Here is a 22390-nt window from a genome sequence, read left to right as displayed (position 1 = left end):
GCTTGCGTCACTCGGTGGCCGCCGTTGCCGAGCCGGCATTGCATGAGCGCTATGCCGGGCGCCCGCTATTCGAGCAGGCCGGCAACTTGCGGCGCGGCACGGTTTATCTGTCACCGTTTGCATTGAGCGAAGCGCGCGGCCAGCTCGAGCAACCGCTGCTGCCGAAATTGCTGATGAGCACGCCGGCATTCGATGCCGCCGGCAATCGGCGCGGCATCGTGATGCTGGGCTTGTCCGGTCAATACGTGAATGAGCGCTTGCAAAGGGCGCTGCCGCCTGGCCTGGAATTGTGGCTATTGAATCCGGCTGGCGAGTGGCTGATCGGTGGTCGCCGCGAAGATGCCTTCAGTGCGCAAACCGGCATCGGCATGCGCCTGCAGCAACGCGATGCCGCGCTGGCGCGTGCTATTGCTGCTGCACAGCCGGCACTGATGCGTGGCGATGGTTTGTGGGTGTTTGGCGAGACGCGGATACTGCAGCAGCATGCTTATCGGGCGGGCGGTGTGCTGGCCGTGCCGCTACAGGGCCAGCCCGATCAGCTGCGCTGGTCTATCGTGCTGCATTACGACTCGCAGGCACTGGCGCCAGCATTGGCTGGCAGCCGCAATCTGTTGTTGCTGTTTGCCTTGGGCACCCAGCTGATGTCTTTGCTGCTTGCCTTGCTGGTGGCTTTGCAGATCGAGCGCAATCACGAACGTCAACGTGCCGAGTCGGCTTTTTTCAGGCTGTTCGAACATGCGCCGGTTGGCGTGATGGTGCTCGATGCTGATGGCCATGGACTGTATGTCAACCGCTACTGGCAGGTATTGAGTGGCCTGTCGTCGCACGCCTCGCTGGGGCTGGGCTGGCGCAGCAGCCTGGCACTGGAAGCGGCCCAGGTATTTGACCAGGCATTGGCGCTGGCTGCAGCCGGGGAGGAACGCCATTGTGAACTATGTTTGCGCCATCCCGATGGCCGTAGCAGCTGGGCGGCTTTGCAGATCGCCAGGGTTCCAGCCGACGCCGACCAGCCGATGCGCTATCTGGTCGGCGTATCCGATATCGATGCCGGCAAGCGGGCACAGGCACGCAACGATGCCAGCCTGCACCTGCTTGAGGGTGTATTGAGCGGCAGCAGCGATCTTATCCTGGTGATCGATCCGCATTACGCGGTCACTCTGGCCAATCCGGCCTTCAAGCTGCATTTCAGCCAGCTGTATGGTGATGCGCCTGCCGCGGGTACCAGCTTGCTCGATTGGCTGGGCGCGCACGCCAATGACCGCCAGGCCATGTTGGTGCAGTTCGGCACCGCCTTGCGTGGCGGCAGTTCCAGTAAACGGCTGAGCCTCGGCGGGGCGCGGCGTCTTTTCGATGGCGTGTTCTCACCCATCAAGGGGGAAGGCGGCGGGGTGGCCGGCGCTGTATTGTTCGCCCGCGATGTCACCGAGAGCGCGCACACCCAGGCGCAGCTGGTGCGAAACGAAGAGTTATTCCGCGCCGTGTTTGCCGGCAGCCTCGACATGCTGTTCGTGCTCGAAGCGGTGCGCGGCGATGCCGGGCAGGTGCTCGACTTTCGCTATGTGGAGCTCAGTGGTCCGATCGCCATGCTGGGCAATAGCAAGGAGCAGCTGATCGGCCACCTGCTCAGCGAATGCCGCCCTTTCAGGGGCGAGCTGCCATCCATCGGCGAGGTGGCGCGGAAGGTGCTCGAATCCGGCCAGCCCTGGCTGGCGGAGCACTGCTTCGAGCAACCACCGATCGAACCGGGCTGGTACGAAAGCCGGGTGGTATCGCTCGGTTGGGGGGTGATGCTGATGGTGCGCAGCATTACCTCGCGCAAGCTGGCCGAGCAGTCGCTGGCGGCCAGCGAGGCTTTGCTGCGCAGCATGCTCGACTCCTCGCCACATATGATCGTGGCGACCGATATGGCCGGCTGCATTACCTTGTTCAACCGCGCCGCCGAGAACCTGCTTGGCTATCGCGCGACCGATCTGGTCGGCAAGCAGACGCCGCTGGTATTCCATGATCCTCAGCAGATTGCCCGCCTTGCGCAGCAGCTGAGTCGTGAACACCAGCGCCTGATCGAATCCGGGCCGGAAATCTTTGACTGCCTCACTGCCACCGGCCCGGATACGCGTGAATGGTTATTTGTCGGCAAGAAAAAGCAGGTGGTGCCGGTGAGCCTGACCCTGAATGCGCGCTGCGATGACCAGGGGCGGCGTCTGGGCACCATGGGCATCGCCTACGATATCAGCGCGCAAAAGGCCTTGCAGGTACAAAGAGATCGCCTGTTCGCCGTGGTCGAGGCGCTGCCCGATGCGGTGGGCATGTTCTCGGCGAGCGGCAAGCTGCTCTATGCCAACCCGGCGGCGCGGCGCCTGCGCGGCATTGCACCTGAAGCGCCATTGGACGGGCTGGACGTGCGCCGAGGGTATAGCGAATGGTCTTACCATCTGCTGCGCAATATCGCCGTTCCCCAGGTACTTGCCGGCACGCCCTGGCAGGGCGAGACGCAATGGGTGATGCCCGATGGCAGCCTGGTCGATACCCGGCAATTGCTGGTGTCGCCGGCCGTGGCTGGCGACAGCGAGGTGGTGATCGCCAGCATCGCCCACGACCTGACCGAAATCCACGCCATGCAGGACAAGATGGTGGAAGAGGAAGCCTTGCTCAATTCGGTGCTGGAGAGCGTGCGCGATGCCATCGTGGTGGTCGATGGCGAGGGCAGGGTGATTGCGGTGAATCCAGCTGTCAGCGAGGTATTCGCCTATGGCCTGCACAAGGTGATCGGAAAACCGGCACAGCAGCTGCTGGCACCCGCCGATGGCGAGCAGGCAGTGAGCCTGCTGCCCGGCGCCGCCAGCCAGCAATTGATAGGCAAACGGATCGAGGTGCTTGGTCAGCGTGCCGATGGCACCGTGTTCGATCTGGAGCTGACCGTCAGCGATATCCAGCTTGGCCAGAGGCAGCTGCTTACTGCCGTGATGCGCGATATCTCGGCACGCAAGGCATTTGAAGGCTGCTTGCTGAAAAACATCGAGGAGCTGGAAACGCTGCAGGCGGCCCTCAATAACGCCAATGCGCAGCTGCTGGCCGCCAATGAAGAATTGGCCAAAATGGCGCAGATTGACGGGCTGACCGGTGTCGGTAACCGGCGCGCCTTTGATGCGGCCCTGGCACTGGAATGGGAGCGTGGCGCACGCTCCGGTCGCTCGTTGGCCCTGCTGATGATCGATGTCGATCATTTCAAGCCCTACAACGATGGATACGGCCACCAGGCTGGCGACGCCTGCCTGCAGCAGCTTGCAGGCTTGATGCGCCAGGCGGCAGAACGGCCGGCAGACACAGTGGCGCGCTATGGCGGCGAAGAATTTGCCATCATCCTGCCGGAAACCGATGCGAGCGGTGCAGCACGCGTAGGCGAGCGACTGCGCAGCCTGCTTGCGGCGGCGGCAATCGAGCACCGTTTTGTGCCAGCGGTCGGCAAGGTGACAGTGAGCATTGGTGTGGCGGTATTGCTGCCCTTGCATGGGGTCAGTGCAGCAGTGCTGCTCGCTGCTGCCGATCAGGCGCTGTACCAGGCAAAGCGGGCCGGGCGCGACCGGATGGTGATAGCAGCCTGACTGCCGCAGCTTTGCTACACACCTCGCTCTGTCATGGCGTCGTCATGCACCCTCGCTAGCCTAGGTGGCTTATCTTTCTGGTGCGGGTAGCGGCATGCGTGTGCTGATGGTGTCCGATGTGTATTTTCCGCGTGTCAACGGCGTGTCGACGTCGATCCAGACCTTCCGCCGCGAGCTACCGGCATGCGGGGTCAGCGTCGACCTGATCGCGCCGGCCTATCCGAATGAGGCAGATGCGCCCGACGTCATCCGCATTCCGTCGCGCTATCTGCCATTCGATCCGGAAGACCGCCTGATGCGCCGCAGCCTGATCGATGCCTTGCTGCCGGAGCTGCAGCCCAAGCGCTACGATCTGGTGCATATCCAGACGCCCTTCGTTGCCCACTATGCCGGCGTGGCGCTGGCTCGCCAGCTGCGTGTGCCGGTGGTGGCGACCTACCACACCTTTTTTGAAGAATACCTGCACCACTACGCCAAGATCCTGCCTGCCGGCTGGACCCGCGCCTTGGCGCGGCGTTTTTCGCGCGGCCAGTGCAACGACACCGCCGGCATCATTGCGCCATCGATTGCCATGCGCGATGCACTGCGTGGCTATGGGGTAACGGTGCCGATCGAAATCATCCCGACCGGCATTCCGCTGAATCAGTTCCAGGGTGGCGACGGCGCCCGCTTTCGTCGCGAACACGGCATAGCGCCCGAGCGCAAGGTGGCCCTGTTTGTCGGCCGCGTGGCGCATGAGAAGAATATCGACCTGCTGCTGGCGATGACGGCCATCGCGCGTAGCAGCCACCCGGACATCCTGCTGGTGATTGCCGGCGAAGGCCCGGCGCTACCGCATCTGCAAAGCCAGGTCGCCAAGCTGGGCTTGCACGACCATGTGCGCTTTATCGGCTACCTCGATCGCGCCACCAGCTTGCTCGACTGCTACCGTGCGGCCGATTTGTTCGTATTCGGCTCCACTACTGAAACGCAGGGCCTGGTGCTGCTTGAAGCCATGGCGATGGGTGTGCCGGTGGTGGCGATTCCCGCCATGGGTGCCTACGACATCCTTTCGCCCGAAAAAGGCTGTCGCTGCACCCAAAACGATGCCGGTGCATTTGCCGCCACCGTCAGCAGCCTGCTGGCCGACGCCGCACTCCGCGCCCAGCTTGGCCGCGAGGCGCAAGACTATGCACAAGGCTGGAGTGCCCCGGCCACCGCCGAGCGCCTGGCCGGCTTTTACCAGCAGGTGATTGCCAGCCAGGCTCGCTACCCTGCCAGCACGCCGGCTGGTGTGCCGGCATGATTGATGGTGATAAGAACGGCCGGGCAGCAGATGCATCAGGCTGGCTGCGATGACTGCAGCCCGTGCCGAGCTGGCGCTGTGATGGGGTGTGGAGAATGCTTGGGGCGTGCGCTATTGATGCGCTAGGCTCTGTTGACGTTTTGCCGCGATCCGCCGGCAAAACGTCAACAGAGCCTAGGACTCCTGTACTGCGCGCATGAACCGCGCCAGCCGCTCGACTGATAGCTTGCCGTCCTCGCGCACGCTGGAGCAAAGATCGAGGCCGAATGGCTGCACGCTGTTGATCGCCTCCTGGATATTCGCCTCGCTAAGGCCGCCTGCCAGAAATACCGGAATGTCGACTTGTTGCCGGATCTGGCGGCTGATCGACCAGTCGTGAACGCGACCGGTGCCGCCCAATTCCTTCACGGCCAGTGTTGGATTGCCGGAGTCGAGCAACAGGGCATCGACGTATGGGGCGACGGCCAGTGCTTCGGCGATGGATGAGTCATCCAGGACATGAATCACCTGTACCAGCTTGATGGCGGGCAATTGCCGGCGCAATTTGACCAGCTCGCCCACCGGGACCTGGTCCACCAATTGCAGGGTATTGGTCTTGCAGACGGCATGCTGGGCGATGATGGCGTCTGCATCGCGCAGGGTGGTCAGCAGGAATGTTGCGATCGGTGGCGGCACCTGGCGGGCAATCTCGCCGATCAGCGCGTCGCCGATCACACCGGGGCCGCTAGGCATGCTGGACACCAGCCCCAAAGCCGATGCGCCATGGGCGATGGCCAGCTGTGCCTCTTCGACACTGGAAATGCAGCAGATCTTGATACGTGGTAGTGGTTTCATGGTTTCTCCATGGCTTTGATGGACAGGCATTCAGCAGGCGATTACGGCCAGGAACTGCGCCGATCAGCGCACCGCATACACAGCCGATGCGCGGGTCAGCAGTACCGCCAGCAAATGGGCGCCGGCACAGGCACTGAGCAGCCAGGCGATCGGCAGGCCGACGCTGAGGCCGCCGGACAGCACCAGGGTGGCTGGCATGGCCAGCTTGAACAGCGAGCCGGTCAGGCCGGAAATACGGCCGATATACCGCGCATCGGTACTCTCTTGCCGATAGCCCCATACGCAGACATTGCCGATCACCGTGCCAAAGCTGCTGCCGGTCAACGCCAATAGCAGGAGCGGTAGCGAGTTCGCCCAAGCCATGGTGAGCATGCACGTGCTCTCCAGCGCCAGCTCCAGGGCCCAGAGTCGGCCCAAGCCAATTCGCTGGCGAAAGCGGCTGGCCAGCAGGCCGCCGACCACTCCGCCAGCGCCGGCCACGCCATACAGCAAGCCCAGCTCGGCCGGGCCCAGATGCAGCTGATCGCGCGCCCGGAACAGAAACAGCACGTCCACCACGCCGGAGCTGGCATTGGTCAGCACCACCAGCCAGGCCATATGCCAGAGCGGCCGGTTGGCGATCAGCACGCGCCAGCCCTCCAGCCAGTCGGCCCAGAAGCCGGCCGCCTGCGGTTCACGCACCGGCAGTTGCAAGTCGCGCAATAGCCAGGCCGCCAGCAGCATGGCTGCCATCGGTAGCCACAGGCCCATTTCCAGCTTCCAGGCCAATAGGCCGCCAGCCATTGCTGGCCCGAGCACCGCGAACACCTGATTGAGCACTGACAGCTGGCCGGTGGCTGGCAGCAGTAGATCGCCGGGCAGCATTTCCTTGAGCATGCCCATGCGGCAGATCGCCCACAGATAGTTAAGGGTCATCAGCGCAAAAGCGCTGACAAAGAAGAAAGGCAGCATGCTGGCGCCATGCGGCAGCATCAGGGCCTGCAGCGCCATCAGGGCCACCATGCCGAAAATGGCAAAGCGCGCCCAGCGGCCGCGGTCGATCCGGTCTACCCATACGCCGATAAACATGGCCAGCAGCAGGTTGGGCAATAGCTCCACCGCGCGCATGCCGGTCATGGCAGCGGCCGAGTGGGTGAGCTCGTAAAGAATCAAGGGCATGGCCAGCTGGTAGACCTGGGTGCCGAGCGAGAAACTGGCGGTAGCGGTGTAGAGGCGGCGAAACGTGGCGTGATGCCAGACGGAGGCGGAATTCATGGCCGAGGCAAGCAAAGAGACAAGCGCGCAGTGTGCGCGCAAAAGCGGATGCTAAAAACGGCTAAACTGTGGCGATCTTTTCCGCTTTTCTTCTTGCTGTGTCGTTCAAGCGCCTGCCCGCACCGGAGTGTCTGCCTTATGCGCCTGCTTGATCAATTCCAGCGCCTGGCCGATGGCCTGTCTGCCCATGCCGCGCCTTCGCTGGCCGAGATTGCCGGCATGCTGTGCTGCAGCGAGCGCAATGCGCGGCTGCTGTTGCAACGCATGCAGGCCGAAGGCTGGCTGCGTTGGGAGCCGGGGCGTGGGCGTGGCCATCGCTCGCGGCTTACTGTGTTACAAGCGCCTGCCGCGCTGCGCCTGGGTCGCTTGCATCGCCTGCTGGAGCAAGGTCGGCTGGAAGCGGCATTCGAAGGCCTACCCAGCGAAGGGCAGGCGCAGCTGCTGCAGGCCTTGCCTGGCTATCTGGGTGTCAGTCGTGCTGGCGGCTTACGCCTGCCGTTTTATCGGCCCTTGCATGCACTGGACCCGATCCAGGTCAACCGGCGTACCGAGGCGCATATGCTGGCGCAGATCTGCGCTGGCCTCACCGAATTCGATGCCGAGCGGAAGTCGGTGGTGCCGGCGCTGGCCCACCATTGGGAGAGCGGCGAGGGTGGCCGTCAGTGGGATTTCTGGCTGCGGCCCGGCTTGACCTTTCATGATGGTCGACCTGTGCAGGCTGAAGATGCAGCGCAATCCTTGCGGCGGCTGCGCGATAGCGAAGGGCCGTTTCGCGCCATGTTCAGCCATCTGCAGCAGATCGACAGCCATGGCGCGCAGCTGAGCCTGCGCCTGGCAGCGCCGGACTATCTGTTGCTGAACCGGCTGGCGCACCACGCCGCCAGTGTATTGCCGGCACAAGACTGGCTGCGCCCCGATTTTGCCCGGCTGCCGATTGGTGCCGGGCCGTTTCGACTGCTGCGCAATAATGACTACCGCGCTACCTTTGCCGCCTTTACCGGTTATTTCCGCGAGCGTGCCTTGCTCGACGAGATCGATATCTGGGTGGTGCCGGTTGGCGCACCCTTGCCCGAGGTCGATATCAGTCATAGCTATCGACACCTGCCGGAAGGGCATTGGCAATCGCTGCAGCAGCTGGAGCAGGGCTGCGACTATATCGCCTTCAATCCAACCCGGCCGGCGTTTGCCCGCGCGGCCGACCGGGTGGCGCTGGCCGCATGGTTGCGCGAGGCAGTGCAACCGATGGCTGCGGCAGAAAACCGCCCGATGGCGGAGGGCTTCTTGCCGGGCTGGCAGCAGCTACCAGCGGTAAGCGTGCCCTTGCCGGATTTGCCGGGAACGTTGGACGTTGTCACCTATCAGCTCGACGGCCATATCGCGCTGGCCAATTGTCTGGCGCGCCGCCTTGCCGAGCGGGACGTGCAGGCGCGGGTGACGGTACTGTCTTATCCGGAATTTGCCCAAGCGCAATGGCGCGACTGGGCGGACATCATGGTGTGTGGCGAAGTCATGCATGAAGACATCGAGCTGGACCTGTATGCCTGCCTGAACGGCGCGAGCCTGTTCCATGGCTGGTTTGATGGCGCAAGCCGCCAGCTGGTGGATGCGGCCTGTGCCCGCGTGGCGGCCGAGCCACGGGCGGCACGACGACTTGCATTTTTGCAGGACTGTTTTGCCGACTTGCTGCAGTGCGGCGCGCTTGCGCCGATCAGCCATATCCGCCAGGGCATGCACTTTGCCCCGCATCTGGGCGGTGTACGCCTGGCCGCCTGCGGCTGGATGGACTTTCGCCGGCTGTGGCTGCGCGAATCGCCTGATAGTCTGGCCGCGCCTTGAACGGTAGAGGATGATGAGCAAGCGACACTATCCCTTGTGGTGCGCCTTGGCGCTGTATGGCGCAGTGCAGGCAAGCGAGCTGCCGCTGCTGGCGCAAACCAGCTTGTTCAGCAAGGTGGTGCAGGGCTGCCGCGAGGTGGATCTGAAAACCTGGCAGCATCCCACGCGCAAGGTGCTGGAAAAGCACAAAGTGGTGTTGCGACGCCTGCAGCTTTGCAATGGCAATATCTATCCGGTGTTCTACGTCAGCGTGCCTTACGATCCGCAAGGCCAGACCAAGAGTTACTTTTTGCCGCTATACGATGATATGCGGGTAGCCAATGGCGGCCATGCCCTCGCATTTGTGATGGAGTCGGACAATACCGTGGTGATGCTCGCCTTCAAGGACAAGTATCACTGGTCGACAGACTATGAATTTTACCGGCTGGCGCCGGGTGAGGCGGATGTGGGGCGGCCACAAGCTTTGCGCTGAGCTGCTCAGCCGGCATCGCCTGCCGCGCGCCGCAAGGGGCTGCCGCGCTGCTTGAGCCAGACGCGGCGCAGATCGCGTGCCGAGCCGAATCCACCGGCTTCGGCAATGCGCTCCATCGGCCAGTGGCGGTGCGCCAGCAAGGGCTCGATTTGCGCCAGCTGCAGCTTCTGACGGTAATCGACCGGGCCGATGCCGGTGTGCAGCTTGAACAGGCGTGCCAGGTGGCGTGGCGTGACGCAGGCGATGCGCGCCAGCGCCTCGACCGGCCAGTCTCGTGCCGGGTCGGCGGCGATGGCATCCTGCACCCGGTGTACTGCAGGGTGCAAATGATTGCGATGGGCCAGAAACGGTGACAGCTGTGGCGCATTACCGTCGCGGCGCAGCCAGATCACCATTTCGCGCGCGACGTCCAGCGCCGCCTTTGGCCCAAGCTGGCGCGCAATCAGTTCAAGAATCAGATCCACCCGGTGGTGATGCCGGCCGAACTGGCCAGCTTGCCGTCAATGACGAATACCCGGTTCTCTTCCACACGTGCCCGTGGCGCCAGCGCTTGCAGCTGGGCAGTCAGGGTATGGTGGGTGGTGCAGCGCAGCCCATCGAGCAGCCCCGCAGCGCCTGCCAGCATGGCGCCGGAGCAGACGGTGATCAGCATTGCCGCTGCGGGCGCCATGCCGTGCAGCCAGTTGATCGCCTGCCTCGCCTCGCTGCGCAGCATATCGTTGCGGCTATCGACCAGGCCGGGTAGCACCAGCCAGCTGGTTGCGGGCAGCTGCTCAGGTAGCGGGCTCGCCGCGATGGACATGCCCAATGACGACGCCGGTGCGCTGCATGGGCTGATGTAGTGCAGGCTGAAGTGATTGCCGGACTGATTGCACAGGCGCAGCGCATCGGCCAGCAGCGCCAGCTCGGTGAGGATAAAGCCCGGCAGCAGCAGAAAGTACACGGCAATTGCCTGATCGTCCGTGTTCGACGCGCGTGGGGTGCGCATGGTGCCTCCTTGCCAGGGTCGACTAGTCGCTGCCTGCCTGTTCCACTACCAGAATACGTGCCGCGCCTTGCGGATGGGCGACATGTTCGCAGCCGATATCGGCATGGAAGATATCGCCGGCCAGCAGTCTCACTTGTTGGGTGATGCCGTCTACACGGTAGTGCATGTCGACGATGCCATCGAGCACGGTGAACACTTCCTGACCATCATTGATATGCCAGTGATAGGGCTGGTCAGTCCAGTGCAGACGCACGTAAATGCCGTTCAGGGTGGCGATATGCTTGGCTCCCCAAGGTCGATCGGCGGTAAAACTGCGGCCATGGCTGATGCTGCATGGGGCGCGGGGGGGAATGCTGGCGGATCGGGTCATGTGTCGGCTCCTTGCGCGGCGGGCAGATCGGGCGGGATATGGCGCAATGATAGACCGCTCTTTCCCTGCATCTGGCGCCAGATGCGACCGGTTGCGGACCGAATCGGACGCCGCTTGCATAAGCATGGCAGCAAGCCTTGGCACAGCAGACAAACGCGCCAACGCTGATCGCGGCTGCAGCGGCAAAGGGGCATGAAAAAGGCTGCCATCGGCAGCCTTTTCGACAACAGCGCGAATTGAATCAGGCGCGCTTCTTGAATTCCATGGTGCGGGTATCGATTTCGATGCGGTCACCGATTTCGATAAAGGCAGCCACTGGCAATTCAAAGCTGGTGCCCTTGAGGCGAGCCGGCTTCATCACCTTGCCCGAGGTATCGCCACGCACGGCTGGCTCGGTGTATTCCACTTCGCGCACCACGGTGGTCGGCAATTCGACCGAGATGGCCTTGCCGTCGTAGAACACCACTTCGCAGACATCTTCCATGCCGTCGATCAGCAGGTTCAGTACGTCGCCCAGGTTGTCCTTTTCCACTTCGTACTGGTTGTATTCATTGTCCATGAATACATACATCGGGTCGGCAAAGTAGGAATAGGTGCAATCCTTCTTTTCCAGCACGACAACGTCGAACTTTTCGTCGGCCTTGTAGATCAGTTCAGCGCCAGAACCGGACAGCAGGTTCTTCAGCTTCATCTTCACGACCGAGGCATTGCGGCCGGACTTGCTGTATTCGGTTTTCTGCACAACCATGGGCTGGCCGTCGATCATCACGACGTTGCCAGAGCGGAGTTCCTGAGCGGTCTTCATGCGGGTGTCCTGCGAGTAAGGTAAGCGTTTGAAAAAACGCGGCATTATAGCCGGCAGCCATGCACTAGCGCCAGCAGCGATGCACTGCCGGCGCAAATGCGCCGGTTTGCGCTTACCGGTCAGCCATTTTTTGCACGGCGAACTGCGCCAGCTGGCTCAGTAAATCAGGTAGGGCCGCCAGCTGGCTGCGCCAGCGCAGGGCGTGCTGCTGCAAAGCGGGCAGATTGGTCATAAGGGCTTGCCAGGCTGGACCAATGGCGCCCGGTGCTGCGCCATTCCAGACTTGTTGAAACTGCATCAGCGCATTGCCACTGGCCTCATCAAGCTCGGCCTGGTAGCGCCCGGCGAAGGCGGCCAGCTTGTCCAGGTGGGCATTGTCGGCCTGCGGGTAGATATGCCAGACCAAGGGCTTGCCCGCCCACTGCGCACGCACGAATGAATCTTCACCACGCACCAGATTGAGATCGCAGCTGCCTAGCAGGCGGTCGTAGTCGGGCTGGCTGAGAAAGGGCAGGGTGAGGATGCGTAATTGCCTGCTCATGACCACCTTGCCCGGTATCAGCTGCTGGCCCAGCCAGTGTTCGAGCTGGCGGCGTGGTTTGCCATCAGCCACCAGCACGGTAAGCGGCGCACCATGCTGCCAGTTATCCAGCAGCACCGGCAGGGCCGGGTTGTCGTAGCAAAACAGCGAAACCAGCGGGCCGTGATCGCAGGGGGCTGCGAGGCCCAGCTGCGCCAGCCAGGCGTCACGGGCCGGGCCGGCGAATCGAGCGGATTCTTGCAGCAAAGCGGCCTCGCGCAGCAGGCCGCCGGTTCGGGCGGTAAAGCCGGGGAAAAAGAAGTGCCGGCTCAAGCTGGTGCCAGAGGGGCGGCCGGCCAGACCATGGCAGCCTTCCACCCAGTCTTCGGCTGACAGGTATTCGAGGTTGATCCAGACGGGTGGGAGCGGCTGCTGCGCCATGGCGGCAATAAACGCAGCCGGCGGATCGCAGGCAAAGGCCTCGATCACCACGCGCTTGGCCGGTGGCGCGGCATGGGCCGCCTGCCAGTGTGCGATGTCGACGCCATCGAGCCGCACTGGCAGGTCGTGCCCGCGCAGGCGCGGCTCCAGCTGGGAAAACGCCGTCAGATCATCCACCCACAGCCGCACCGGCTCGCCGCGCTCGTGGGCAATCTGCCTTGCCAGGCGCCAGCACACGCCGATATCGCCATAGTTATCGATAACGGTGCAGAAGATATCCCAGCTGAGCGCTGGCACGACGGGATTAGACATGGTTGATCGGTCCAGAGGGCTATCGGCGGCGTGCGCGTGAGTTTCTGTGGGCGTACCGGTCCCATTCATTTCCCCGCCAAACGACGTGGTGGCGAATGAGACTTCGGTTCGTGCGCTGCTTCTCTATCGGTTGGCGTTTTCACCGGGTAGTGGCAAATCTTTCGGCCACAGCATCCATACCGCGCCTTGCTGCTTCATGCGACCGGCCAGTGCGCCTGCTTCAGCGCCAAAACCCCAGAAGAAATCGAGGCGAATCGGCCCGCGTATCGCGCCGCCGGTGTCTTGTGCATGCACCATGCGCTGCAAGGGTTTGTCGGAATTCGGATAGCTGGTGGAGAGATAGACCGGGCTGCCCAGCGGAATGGCGCGCGGATCGACGGCGACACTGGCGCCATCGGTCAAGGGCACGCCAAGCGCGCCGATTGGCCCGCCGCTGGTGCTGGGCAAGATGCGGAAGAACACCACGCTCGGGTTGGCGGCCAGCAATTCACGCAGCCGGTTCGGGTGGGCACGCGCCCAGGCTTGAATGCCTTGCATCGATGCTTCGCTGGCCTTGAGTTCACCCTGATCAATCAGCCATTTACCGATGGATTTGTAGGGCTGGCCATTCTGGTCGGCATAGCCAAGGCGCAGCAGGCTGCCGTCTTCCAGCTTGACGCGGCCAGATCCTTGTATTTCCAGGAAGAATGCCTCGATCGGATCATCGACCCAGGCCAATGCCAAGCCGCTGGTGGGCGCCTTGCCGGCATCGATATCGGCGCGGCTCCAGTAAGGCACCACCTTCTTGCCATCGAGCCGGCCGCGCACGCGCTGGCCCTTGAGTTCGGGATATAGCTCGCCCAGATCGATGGTGAGCAGGTCGTCGGGTGGCGCAAATAGCGGGGTATAGCCGGGCTTGCTGTTGCGCGAACCCTTGAGCAGCGGCTCGTAATAGCCGGTCACCAGCCCGGTCTGCGCGCCTTCGCTGGATTCGAGCCGCCAGGGGCGAAAGCGGCTTTCAACGAAGGCCTGTACGGCAGCGTCATCACGCGGTGCCAGCGCATTTGCCTGGCTGCATAATTCGCGCCAGCCAGCCTTGGCGGCCTGGCGCTTGCACGATTGCAGCCAGGCCGGCCAACTTGCCAGCAGGCCATCGCCGGGCCAGTTGGGTAGCGATGACCAGTCGGCTTCGCGATAGCGAACGGTCGGTGCGGCCGTAGTCACAGCAGGCGGCGTAGCCTGGTTGCGACAGTCGCAATTGCTGGTCGAGGTGCCGGTGCCTGGCGTGTTGGCAGGGGTATTGGCTACTGGCTGTACCGGGCTGGCGCAGCCCATGAGCAATGCGGTCAGGGCGCCTAGGCAAAGTAGGTGTTTGGGCATGGTGATGGGCGATGGTGCGCTTGCGCAAATAGAAAAAGGGCATGGTAAACCATGCCCCTTTCTGACGTCGGTTGAAACAACCGTTTACTGCTTTGGCTTAGAAGGCGTGCTTCAGGCCGATGCTCAAGGAAGCGACATCCGGCTTGTTGGCGCCAGTCAGATCCTTGTTGTAGTCGTCGCCAGCGTATTCGACATAGGTCGAAGTGCGCTTGGACAGGGCATAGCTGGCGCCCAGGAAGTAACGGGTGTAGTCCGTGTCATCCTTGGTCTTGCCATTGAGCTTGACCTTCTGGTTCAGGATGAAGCCAGTCTTCAGGGTCAGTGCATCGATAGCGTAGGTGCCGGTCAGTTCCCAGCTGTCGCCCTGGCGCTTCTTGGTAGCGTCGGCAAATTCAACCTTGGCATTCTGATAGCCCAGCGTGAAAGCGAAGGCATCGTACTTGTAGCTGCCGGTCAGCAAGAAAGCGGTGTTCTTGGTTTGATCAGCAGGGGCTGCCGAGATCGGGGTGGAAACGCTACCGCCGGCCAGGTTCTTTTGCACGTTGTAAGCCAGTGCAACACCGAAAGGACCATCAGCATACTTGGCCGACAGGGCGAAGTTCTTGGTTGCTTCGACGGTGGCAGTCTTGTTGTCGCCGGTGCCGTACATCACGGCGCCGCTGAAGCCGGACATGACCGGGCTGTCGTAGCGGATGGCGTTATCGAAACGGTTGCTGGTCACGGTGCCGATCTGGCCGTGCTTGTAGATAGCCAGGTTCAGGCTGGAGTCAACCAGGCTGTCGCCAAGGGCATCTGCCACGTTGGTGTATGGGGTCTTGCCGCGGCCGAGGCCCAGCTTACCGAAGCTGCCATCCAGACCAACCCAGCCTTCACGGTTGGCAAAGCCAGGGCCGGAGGTGTAGGTGGTGTCGTCGAGGTTGAAGCCGGTTTCGATCTGGAACCAAGCCTTCAGGCCACCGCCGAGATCTTCCGTACCCTTGAAACCGAGGCGGCTAGGCGAATTGATGCCGAAGCCGGCTGGGCCGTTACCAACCGCTACCTGGTTGGTAGTGGTGTTGCCGGAGGCCGACTTGACGAATTGAACGGGTACGTTTGCAATACCGTACAGAGTGACGGTACCGCCGTCAGCCAGAACGGCCGGGGCGAAGAAAGCGCCGATAAGGGCGGTAGCAAGCAGGGACTTGCGCATGGGAAATTCTCCTTGTTGAGTCGATGCGGGGGCCTGTCCGGTGAAAAGGCTGTTTCGTAGTCTGCGCGCTCACTACAACGAACGGCAATTTGGTCTGGACGAAACAGGCTGCAGCACCGCTGTTTTGCTGGATTTCTGCAACAAATCAGTCACATCGGATGCATTGCGTAACAGGCGTTGACCTGATTAACTGCCATCAGCGACGTCATGCTTTATACGTGTTACACATGACGCGACTGTTACATTTTAGCCGCCATGTTGCATTGCCGCAACCTAGTGTTTCCCCGCATTTTGCCTGATTCGTCTTGCTGGCCGTACTCCATGTGTGGGCAGCGGCCCCGATTTCAAGCTTGCTTGCCAAATAATTTGTGCAATGCAGCGCCCGGCGATGGCGCGCGCATCAGGCTTTCGCCGACCAGGAAGGCCCACACCTCATGCTCGAGCATCAGCTCGACATCGGCGGTGGAGGCGATGCCGGACTCGGTGATGACAATGCGCTCACTGGGGATGTCGTCGAGCATATCCAGTGTTGTTTTCAGGCTCACCTCGAAGCTGCGCAGATTGCGGTTATTGATGCCGATCAGGGGTGTGCGCAGCTGCAGCGCCTGTTCCAGCTCGCGGCGGTCATGCGATTCCACCAGTACCGCCATGCCCAGTTCCTGTGCCAAGGCTTCCAGGTCCAGCATTTGCGAGGTCTCCAGTGCCGCCACGATCAGCAAAATGCAGTCCGCCCCCATCGCCCGCGCTTCATGGATCTGGTAAGGGTCGATGATGAAGTCTTTGCGCAGCACCGGAATGTTGCAGGCGGCGCGAGCAGCCCTCAGGTAGTCGCTATGGCCCTGGAAGTAGTCGACATCGGTCAGTACCGACAGGCAGGCGGCGCCGTGGCTGGCGTAGTCGGCTGCCAGCCAGTCAGGCCGGAAATCGTCGCGGATCACGCCTTTGGATGGGCTGGCCTTTTTGATTTCGGCAATCACCGCGGCCTCACCGTCGGTGTACTTCTGTCGCATCGCGGCAACAAAGTCGCGCACATCACCTTGCGCTTCTGCTTCACTTCGCAGTGCGGTCAATGGCTTGGCCTGTTTGGCCGCAGCCACTTCGTCTGCCTTGGTGGCAAGGATTCTGGCGAGAATGTCGGACATATTCAGACTTTCATGGATTGGGTGAGGGCGACCAAGGCATCGAGCCTGGCGCGTGCGGCGCCGCTGGCAATGGCGGCGGCGGCGGCGGCAAAACCGTCGGCAAGGCTGTCGACCCGATCGGCTGCATACAGGGCGGCGCCGGCATTGAGCACCACGATATCGCGGCAGGGGCCGGGCTCGTTGGCCAGCACCGCCTCTACGCGCGCCCGCGACGCGGCCGGGCTGGCTGCATGCAGATCGGCGGCGCTGCATAGCGAAAAACCATGCTCACGTGGGTCGAATATGTATTCGCGAATTTCGCCATCGCGCAGCTCGGCAATCTGGGTGCGCCCCATCAAGCTGATTTCATCGAGGCCATCCTCGCCATGCACGATCAGCACATGCTGGCTACCCAGGGTCTTGAGGACGCGGCACTGAATGCCGACCAGATCCGGGTGGAATACGCCCATCACTTGATTGGGGGCAGCGGCAGGGTTGGTGAGCGGGCCAAGGATATTGAAGATGGTGCGCACGCCCAGCTCGCGCCGGATCGGGGCGACATGCTTCATGGCACCGTGATGATTGGGGGCAAACATAAAGCCCACACCAATCTCGTCGATGCAGCGGCCGACTTGTTCCGGTCTGAGCGCCAGATTGACGCCAAGGGCTTCCAGCACATCGGCCGAGCCGCTGCTGGACGACACGCCGCGATTTCCATGCTTGGCAACCCGCGCGCCGGCGGCAGCCGCGACAAAGGCAGCGGTGGTGGAAATATTGAAGGTGTGGGCGCCATCGCCGCCGGTTCCGCAGGTGTCGACCAAGTGGCGCCTGTCCTGTACTGCCACGCTGCTGGCCAGTTCGCGCATGACGGTGGCGGCGGCGGCGATTTCCGACACGGTTTCCACCTTGACGCGCAGGCCGATCAGGATGGCGGCGGTCTGCACCGGCGTCACTTCGCCAGCCATGATCTGGCGCATCAATGACAGCATTTCGTCGTAGAACAGCTCATTGCCATCGATCAGGCGGTTCAGGGCGGCTTGAGGGCTAATCATGGTGAGATCCGCAGAGGTGGGGGAGGTCAGCGTGGCATATTGTGTGTTGGTCGCGCCGCTGCCGGCGGGCTTGGCCGCTAGCCGCTTGCTATGCGCCCGGCCGGTGGGCTTTGAGGAAATTGCCGAGCATCTGGTGGCCGTGTTCGGTGAGGATGGCCTCGGGATGGAACTGCACGCCTTCAATGGGCAGCGTCTTGTGGCGCACACCCATGATCTCGCCATCGTCGGTCCAGGCAGTGATCTCCAGGCAGTCCGGGCAGCTTTCGCGTTCGATCACCAGCGAGTGGTAGCGGGTAGCGGTAAAGGGCGAGGGCAGATCCTTGAACACGCCGGCGCTGGTATGCGTCACTGGCGAGGTCTTGCCGTGCATCAGCTGCTTGGCGTGGATGATCTTGCCGCCAAAGGCCTGACCGATGCTCTGGTGGCCAAGGCAAACACCCAGAATCGGGATCTGGCCGGCAAAGCGCTCGATAGCCGCAACCGAAATGCCGGCTTCGGATGGCGAGCAGGGGCCGGGCGAAATCACCAGATAGTGCGGTGCCTTGGCAGCGATCTCGTCGAGCGTGATTTCGTCGTTGCGATGTACTTCCACCGTCTGACCCAGCTCGCCGAAATACTGCACCAGGTTGTAGGTAAAGCTGTCGTAGTTGTCGATCATCAGCAGCATGGGAACACCTTTCATCGCAAGCAAGCAGCGCGCGCTGGGTGGCGCGACACAGTCCATTCGTGCTTGTCTTCACGCATGGCGGAAATATTGAATTCGATTTACAGCAATATCGCTGCTTTTCGGCGTGAACCGCGCTCAGGCATCGAGCCCGCGTTGTGCAAGCTCTGCGGCACGCAGCACGGCGCGGGCCTTGTTCTGGGTTTCCTGCCATTCGGACTGAGCCACAGAGTCGGCAACGATGCCGGCGCCGGCTTGCACATATAGCGTCTTGTCTTTGACTACCGCAGTGCGCAAGGCAATGGCCACATCCATATCGCCATTGAATCCCAGATAGCCGACCGCGCCGGAATAGATGCCGCGCTTGCTCGGTTCCAGCTCGTCAATGATCTGCATGGCGCGCACCTTGGGGGCGCCCGACACCGTGCCGGCCGGGAAGGTGGCGCGCAGGATGTCGATATTGCTGGTGCCGGGCTTGAGTGCTGCTTCCACGCTGGAGACGATGTGCATTACATGCGAGTAGCGCTCGATCACCCGGTCATCGGTGACCTTGACCGAGCCGATCTCGGCGACGCGGCCGATATCGTTGCGGCCCAGGTCCATCAGCATTACATGCTCGGCGATTTCCTTGGGGTCGGCCAATAGCTCGGTTTCCAGGGCCAGATCCTCTTCACGGCTCTTGCCGCGCGGCCGGGTGCCGGCGATCGGCCGTACCGTCACCGTGCCGCTCTCGTTGCGCACCAGGATCTCCGGAGAGGCACCGACAATATGGGTGTCACCAAGGTGGTAATAGAACATGTATGGCGAGGGGTTGACGCTGCGCAGGGCGCGGTACAGCGTCAAAGGCGGCTGCTCGAAACGCATGCTCATGCGTTGGCTCAGCACCACCTGCATGATGTCGCCGTCGACAATGTATTGCTTGGCCTTTTCCACTGCCGCCTTGAACGCAGTCTCGCCGAATTCGCTCTTGGCGGTGGTCAGTGGCGTCGGCTCGGTGCGGCTCATGCGCACCGGCTCGCGCAGTTGCATGCGCAACTCATGCAGGCGTGAATGGGCGCGGGTAAAGGCGTGCGGCTGGCTTGGGTCGGCATACACCACCAGATACAGCTTGCCGCTCAGATTGTCGAAAATGGCGATTTCTTCGCTGAGCAACAGCTGGATATCGGGGGCGCCGATCGGGTCAGCCTTGGCGCTAGCTGCTGCAGCCAGCTTTTTCTCGATCAGGCGGATGGTGTCGTAGCCGAAGTAGCCGACCAGGCCGCCGGCGAAGCGCGGCAGGCCGGGCAGGGTGGGTACCTTGAAGCGTTCGGAATAGCTGCCGATAAAGGCGAGCGGATCGCCTTGGTGGGTTTCTACCACCTCGCCATTGCAGCTTACTTCGCTGGTCTGGCCGCGCACGGTCAGTACAGTGCGCGAGGGCAGGCCGATAAAGCTGTAGCGGCCGAATCGCTCGCCACCGACCACTGATTCCAGCAGGTAGGAATAGGGCTGGTTGGCCAGGCGCAGATACACCGACAGCGGGGTGTACAGGTCGGCCAGACCTTCTTGCACGACGGGGATGCGGTTGTAGCCTTGACGCGCGAGCGCGTCGAATTCGAGTTCGGTCATGATGCGACTTTCAATAGCAAACGGTTGATAAAACGACGGTTCAGGACGCGGTCAGCGCCATCGCCAAGTCAGCCCGGTTTGCTGGTTGAATGTGTTCATGATCGATTGGGGAGAAACTGGATAATCAAACGGGAAGGCGCATTCTTCCCGAATTTGTCGATCTCGACAAGGCAGCTGGTGTGGCTCTCACGTCAGATCACGAATATCCAGCACGCTGCCAAAGCCCAACAACTCGCCATGCAACAGTGCCAACAGCTCGCTGCCGCTCTGTGCCGGGCTGCGTAGCAGGCCATCGGCTTGCAATTGATGAAATTGCGCCACTTGCGGAAATGACAGGCTGTCGTGACCGCGGATTGCGGCCTGCATGCCGGTATCGATCACCCCCGGTGCCACGCTGGCGATACGCACCCCGTTGGCCAGCGCCTGCTGCTCAAGCCCGGCGCAGCGGCTGTACATATCGAGCCCGGCCTTGCTGCTGCAATAAGCGCTCCAGCCCGGATACGGCTTGCGTGCTGCACCCGAGCTGATATTGAGAATGCGGTAATCGCCCTCCCGGCCGCTGAACTGGCGGATAAAGGCATTGGACAACAAGATGGCTGCCGCCAGATTGATCGACAGGCAGTGCAGCAAGGCGGCATCGTCGTATTGGCCGGCCGGTGCAATCGGCTCGACCACCCCGGCGTTATTGATCAGATAGGCATTGCCGCCTGAGCCCGCCACTTCGGCCATCAGGGTGGCGCCAAGCGCGCTGGTGTGGGCGCTGTCGGCCAGATCGCACGCAATAAAGCGATAGTGCGGCAGCTGTGCGCCCAATGCGGCCAACTCGGTACTCTCCCGGCGAGCCAGCGCCAACAGCCGTCCGCCGCGCCGGGCCACGGCTTGCGCCAGCCCCAGCCCGAGGCCGCGCGAGGCGCCGCTGATCAGATAACTATCCATGTTTCACTCCAAATGACCGCCTGGCCAAGCGAGGTTCACTGAGCGCCAGCGCGGGGACAGAAAAAGCAACGTCTGTAGACACAGAGAGCACTGAGGCCACAGAGCACACCGAGAAAACCCTATTGGGTTTTGTTTTCTCTGTGTGCTCTGTGTTCTCCCTGTCCTCTGTGTCTACAGATTTTCCTGTTGGTCGTGCGTATGACTAATGCACGGTGACATCGGCACGAGCTTCCTCGCGCACAGCCCGCTGCGGATCAGAACTGCACCTTCACCGCACCATCGCCGAGCCAGCGCTTCAGCTCGCTCAGCATTTCGTCCCGCAAGGTCACCCGCCAGCCATCGCCAAGCTGAAAGGCGCAAACGGCGCTGTGGTTGCGGTAGTCGATGCGCACCGGGCAGTCGCCGCCGGCAAATGGCTCCAGCAGCGCCCGCAGGCGGATGGCGTCGCCATTGCCGTTAATGGCCAGGTTCAGCGATTTGGCAAAGCGGCTGCGTGCTTCGGCAAGATCGAGAATGCGCTCGGCGCTGATGCGCAGGCCGCTGCCGCCGCCATAGCTGTCTTCGCTGACCTTGGCTTCGATCACCAATAGCGCATCCTCGCGCAGCTTGTTGCGGGCGTTTTCCAGCGTTTCGGCATACACCATCACATCGCGCTTGCAGCTGGCGTCGTCCAGGGTGATGAAGGCCATCTTGCCGCGCTGGCCGATCTTGGTGCGGATTTCCAGCACCACGCCGGTAATCCACTGCGTTTCCTTGCGCGGTACCAGGCGCGATAGCTCGGTCTTGGCAAAGGGGCGCACTGCCTTGGCCTGGGCGGTGAACGGGTGGCCGGACAGGTAAAAACCGATGGCGGTTTTCTCTTCAGTGAGCTTGAGCGTCTCATCCCAACGTGGCACATCGATCAGCTGCAGGCGGTGTTCCGGCTCGGGCTCGAAGGCATCGAACAGGCCGCCCTGATTGGCATTGGCCGCTGCCTGTTCCGCCGCTTCCAGCGCCAGGCCGACCGATGCCATCAGGCTGGCGCGATGATCGCAGATGGCGTCGAACGCACCGCCGCGTATCAGCGCCTCGATCACCCGCCGATTGACAATGCGCTTGTCGGTGCGATGGCAGAAGTCGAACAGGTCTTTGAATGGCCCATTCTTCTCGCGCTCGGCAACGATATGGTCGACCGCTGCCTCGCCGGTGCCCTTGATGGCGCCCAGTGCATAGCGGATTTCGGTGCGCGATACCGGCAGGAAGCGGTAGACGCTGTGGTTGACATCGGGCGGCAGGAATACCAGGCGGTTGGCGCGGCAGTCGTCATAGAAGAACTGCAGCTGGTCGGTATTGTCGAGTTCGGTCGACATGGTGGCGGCCATATAGGCCGCGCAGTGGTGGGCCTTGAGCCAGGCAGTGTGATAGGCCACCAGGGCATAGGCGGCGGCGTGCGACTTGTTGAAGCCGTAGCCGGCGAACTTCTCCATATAGTCGAAGATCTCGTTGGCCTTGTCGCTGCTGATGTCGAGCTTGGCGGCGCCTTCCACGAACATGGCGCGCTGCTGCGCCATTTCTTCGACCTTTTTCTTACCCATGGCGCGGCGCAGCAGGTCGGCGCCGCCGAGCGAGTAGCCGGCGCACACCTGCGCTGCCTGCATCACCTGTTCCTGGTACACCATGATGCCGTAGGTGGGTGCCAGCACCGGTGCCAGGAGCGGGTGCAGGTATACGAACTTCTCGCCCTTCATGCGGCGGATAAAGTC

Annotated in this window: 19 protein-coding genes; 4 read left to right on the top strand and 15 right to left on the bottom strand. The window is 62.3% G+C overall.

The window, feature by feature from the left end; translation table 11 throughout:
* Window positions 1–3602, top strand: a 3602-nt coding sequence (locus ACE3OH_RS05965) for a PAS domain S-box protein (RefSeq protein ID WP_374349492.1), incomplete at its 5' end; no start/stop codon positions are given.
* Between the two features lie 94 nt (window positions 3603–3696).
* Window positions 3697–4887, top strand: a complete 1191-nt coding sequence (locus ACE3OH_RS05960) for a glycosyltransferase (protein WP_374349490.1) — start codon at window positions 3697–3699, stop codon at window positions 4885–4887.
* 174 nt (window positions 4888–5061) lie between these two features.
* Here ACE3OH_RS05960 and ACE3OH_RS05955 read toward each other — a convergent pair whose 3' ends face one another.
* Together ACE3OH_RS05955 and ACE3OH_RS05950 are read right to left on the bottom strand one after the other, a co-directional pair.
* On the bottom strand, window positions 5062–5721 hold the full coding sequence (locus ACE3OH_RS05955; protein ID WP_374349488.1) for a hypothetical protein: 660 nt from the start codon (window positions 5719–5721) through the stop codon (window positions 5062–5064).
* 63 nt (window positions 5722–5784) lie between these two features.
* Entirely contained in the window at window positions 5785–6975 is a 1191-nt protein-coding gene (locus ACE3OH_RS05950; protein ID WP_374349486.1) for an MFS transporter, read from the bottom strand.
* A 138-nt stretch (window positions 6976–7113) separates the two neighbouring features.
* Here ACE3OH_RS05950 and ACE3OH_RS05945 point away from each other — a divergent pair, with 138 nt between their 5' ends.
* Entirely contained in the window at window positions 7114–8811 is a 1698-nt protein-coding gene (locus ACE3OH_RS05945; protein ID WP_374349485.1) for an SgrR family transcriptional regulator, read from the top strand.
* Between the two features lie 10 nt (window positions 8812–8821).
* Window positions 8822–9283 (top strand): hypothetical protein, encoded by a 462-nt coding sequence (locus tag ACE3OH_RS05940; protein ID WP_374349483.1) that lies wholly within the window; start codon window positions 8822–8824, stop codon window positions 9281–9283.
* 5 nt (window positions 9284–9288) lie between these two features.
* Here ACE3OH_RS05940 and ACE3OH_RS05935 read toward each other — a convergent pair whose 3' ends face one another.
* The 13 genes from ACE3OH_RS05935 to ACE3OH_RS05875 all read right to left on the bottom strand — a co-directional run.
* Window positions 9289–9747 carry a helix-turn-helix domain-containing protein gene (locus tag ACE3OH_RS05935; RefSeq protein WP_374349482.1) on the bottom strand — a complete coding sequence of 153 codons (459 nt, stop codon included), beginning with the start codon at window positions 9745–9747 and terminating at the stop codon, window positions 9289–9291.
* Complete coding sequence (locus ACE3OH_RS05930) at window positions 9738–10271, bottom strand: DJ-1/PfpI family protein (protein ID WP_374349481.1); 534 nt, start codon at window positions 10269–10271, stop codon at window positions 9738–9740. The genes ACE3OH_RS05935 and ACE3OH_RS05930 overlap by 10 nt, the downstream gene beginning before the upstream one ends.
* 22 nt (window positions 10272–10293) lie before the next feature.
* The gene (locus ACE3OH_RS05925; protein ID WP_374349479.1) at window positions 10294–10641 is read right to left on the bottom strand and encodes a cupin; all 348 of its coding nucleotides are present in this window, start codon (window positions 10639–10641) and stop codon (window positions 10294–10296) included.
* Window positions 10642–10882: 241 nt separating this feature from the next.
* Window positions 10883–11446 carry an elongation factor P gene (efp, locus tag ACE3OH_RS05920; protein WP_374349477.1) on the bottom strand — a complete coding sequence of 188 codons (564 nt, stop codon included), beginning with the start codon at window positions 11444–11446 and terminating at the stop codon, window positions 10883–10885.
* Between the two features lie 112 nt (window positions 11447–11558).
* Window positions 11559–12719 (bottom strand): elongation factor P maturation arginine rhamnosyltransferase EarP, encoded by a 1161-nt coding sequence (gene earP, locus ACE3OH_RS05915; RefSeq protein ID WP_374349476.1) that lies wholly within the window; start codon window positions 12717–12719, stop codon window positions 11559–11561.
* Window positions 12720–12842: 123 nt separating this feature from the next.
* A complete protein-coding gene (locus ACE3OH_RS05910) occupies window positions 12843–14078 on the bottom strand; it encodes a murein transglycosylase A (RefSeq protein ID WP_374349474.1) in 1236 nt (411 codons plus the stop codon).
* A gap of 97 nt (window positions 14079–14175) precedes the next feature.
* The gene (locus tag ACE3OH_RS05905; protein WP_374349472.1) at window positions 14176–15267 is read right to left on the bottom strand and encodes a porin; all 1092 of its coding nucleotides are present in this window, start codon (window positions 15265–15267) and stop codon (window positions 14176–14178) included.
* 344 nt (window positions 15268–15611) lie between these two features.
* On the bottom strand, window positions 15612–16409 hold the full coding sequence (gene trpC, locus ACE3OH_RS05900; protein WP_374349470.1) for an indole-3-glycerol phosphate synthase TrpC: 798 nt from the start codon (window positions 16407–16409) through the stop codon (window positions 15612–15614).
* A 2-nt stretch (window positions 16410–16411) separates the two neighbouring features.
* Window positions 16412–17440 carry an anthranilate phosphoribosyltransferase gene (trpD, locus tag ACE3OH_RS05895; RefSeq protein WP_374349469.1) on the bottom strand — a complete coding sequence of 343 codons (1029 nt, stop codon included), beginning with the start codon at window positions 17438–17440 and terminating at the stop codon, window positions 16412–16414.
* An 88-nt stretch (window positions 17441–17528) separates the two neighbouring features.
* The gene (locus ACE3OH_RS05890; protein ID WP_374349468.1) at window positions 17529–18107 is read right to left on the bottom strand and encodes an aminodeoxychorismate/anthranilate synthase component II; all 579 of its coding nucleotides are present in this window, start codon (window positions 18105–18107) and stop codon (window positions 17529–17531) included.
* 135 nt (window positions 18108–18242) lie between these two features.
* Window positions 18243–19715 (bottom strand): anthranilate synthase component I, encoded by a 1473-nt coding sequence (gene trpE, locus ACE3OH_RS05885; protein ID WP_374349494.1) that lies wholly within the window; start codon window positions 19713–19715, stop codon window positions 18243–18245.
* Between the two features lie 183 nt (window positions 19716–19898).
* Window positions 19899–20648: an SDR family NAD(P)-dependent oxidoreductase gene (locus ACE3OH_RS05880; protein ID WP_374349467.1), complete on the bottom strand. Its 750-nt coding sequence runs from the start codon at window positions 20646–20648 to the stop codon at window positions 19899–19901.
* A 254-nt stretch (window positions 20649–20902) separates the two neighbouring features.
* On the bottom strand, window positions 20903–22390 hold a 1488-nt coding region (locus ACE3OH_RS05875; RefSeq protein ID WP_374349465.1), incomplete at its 5' end, for an OB-fold nucleic acid binding domain-containing protein.

Source organism: Chitinimonas sp. (genome assembly GCF_041904975.1).
In the GTDB taxonomy this organism is placed as follows: Bacteria; Pseudomonadota; Gammaproteobacteria; order Burkholderiales; family Chitinimonadaceae; genus Chitinimonas.
The sequence above is the reverse complement of the archived record's forward strand: the minus strand, read 5'-3'. Positions and strand labels throughout refer to the sequence as shown.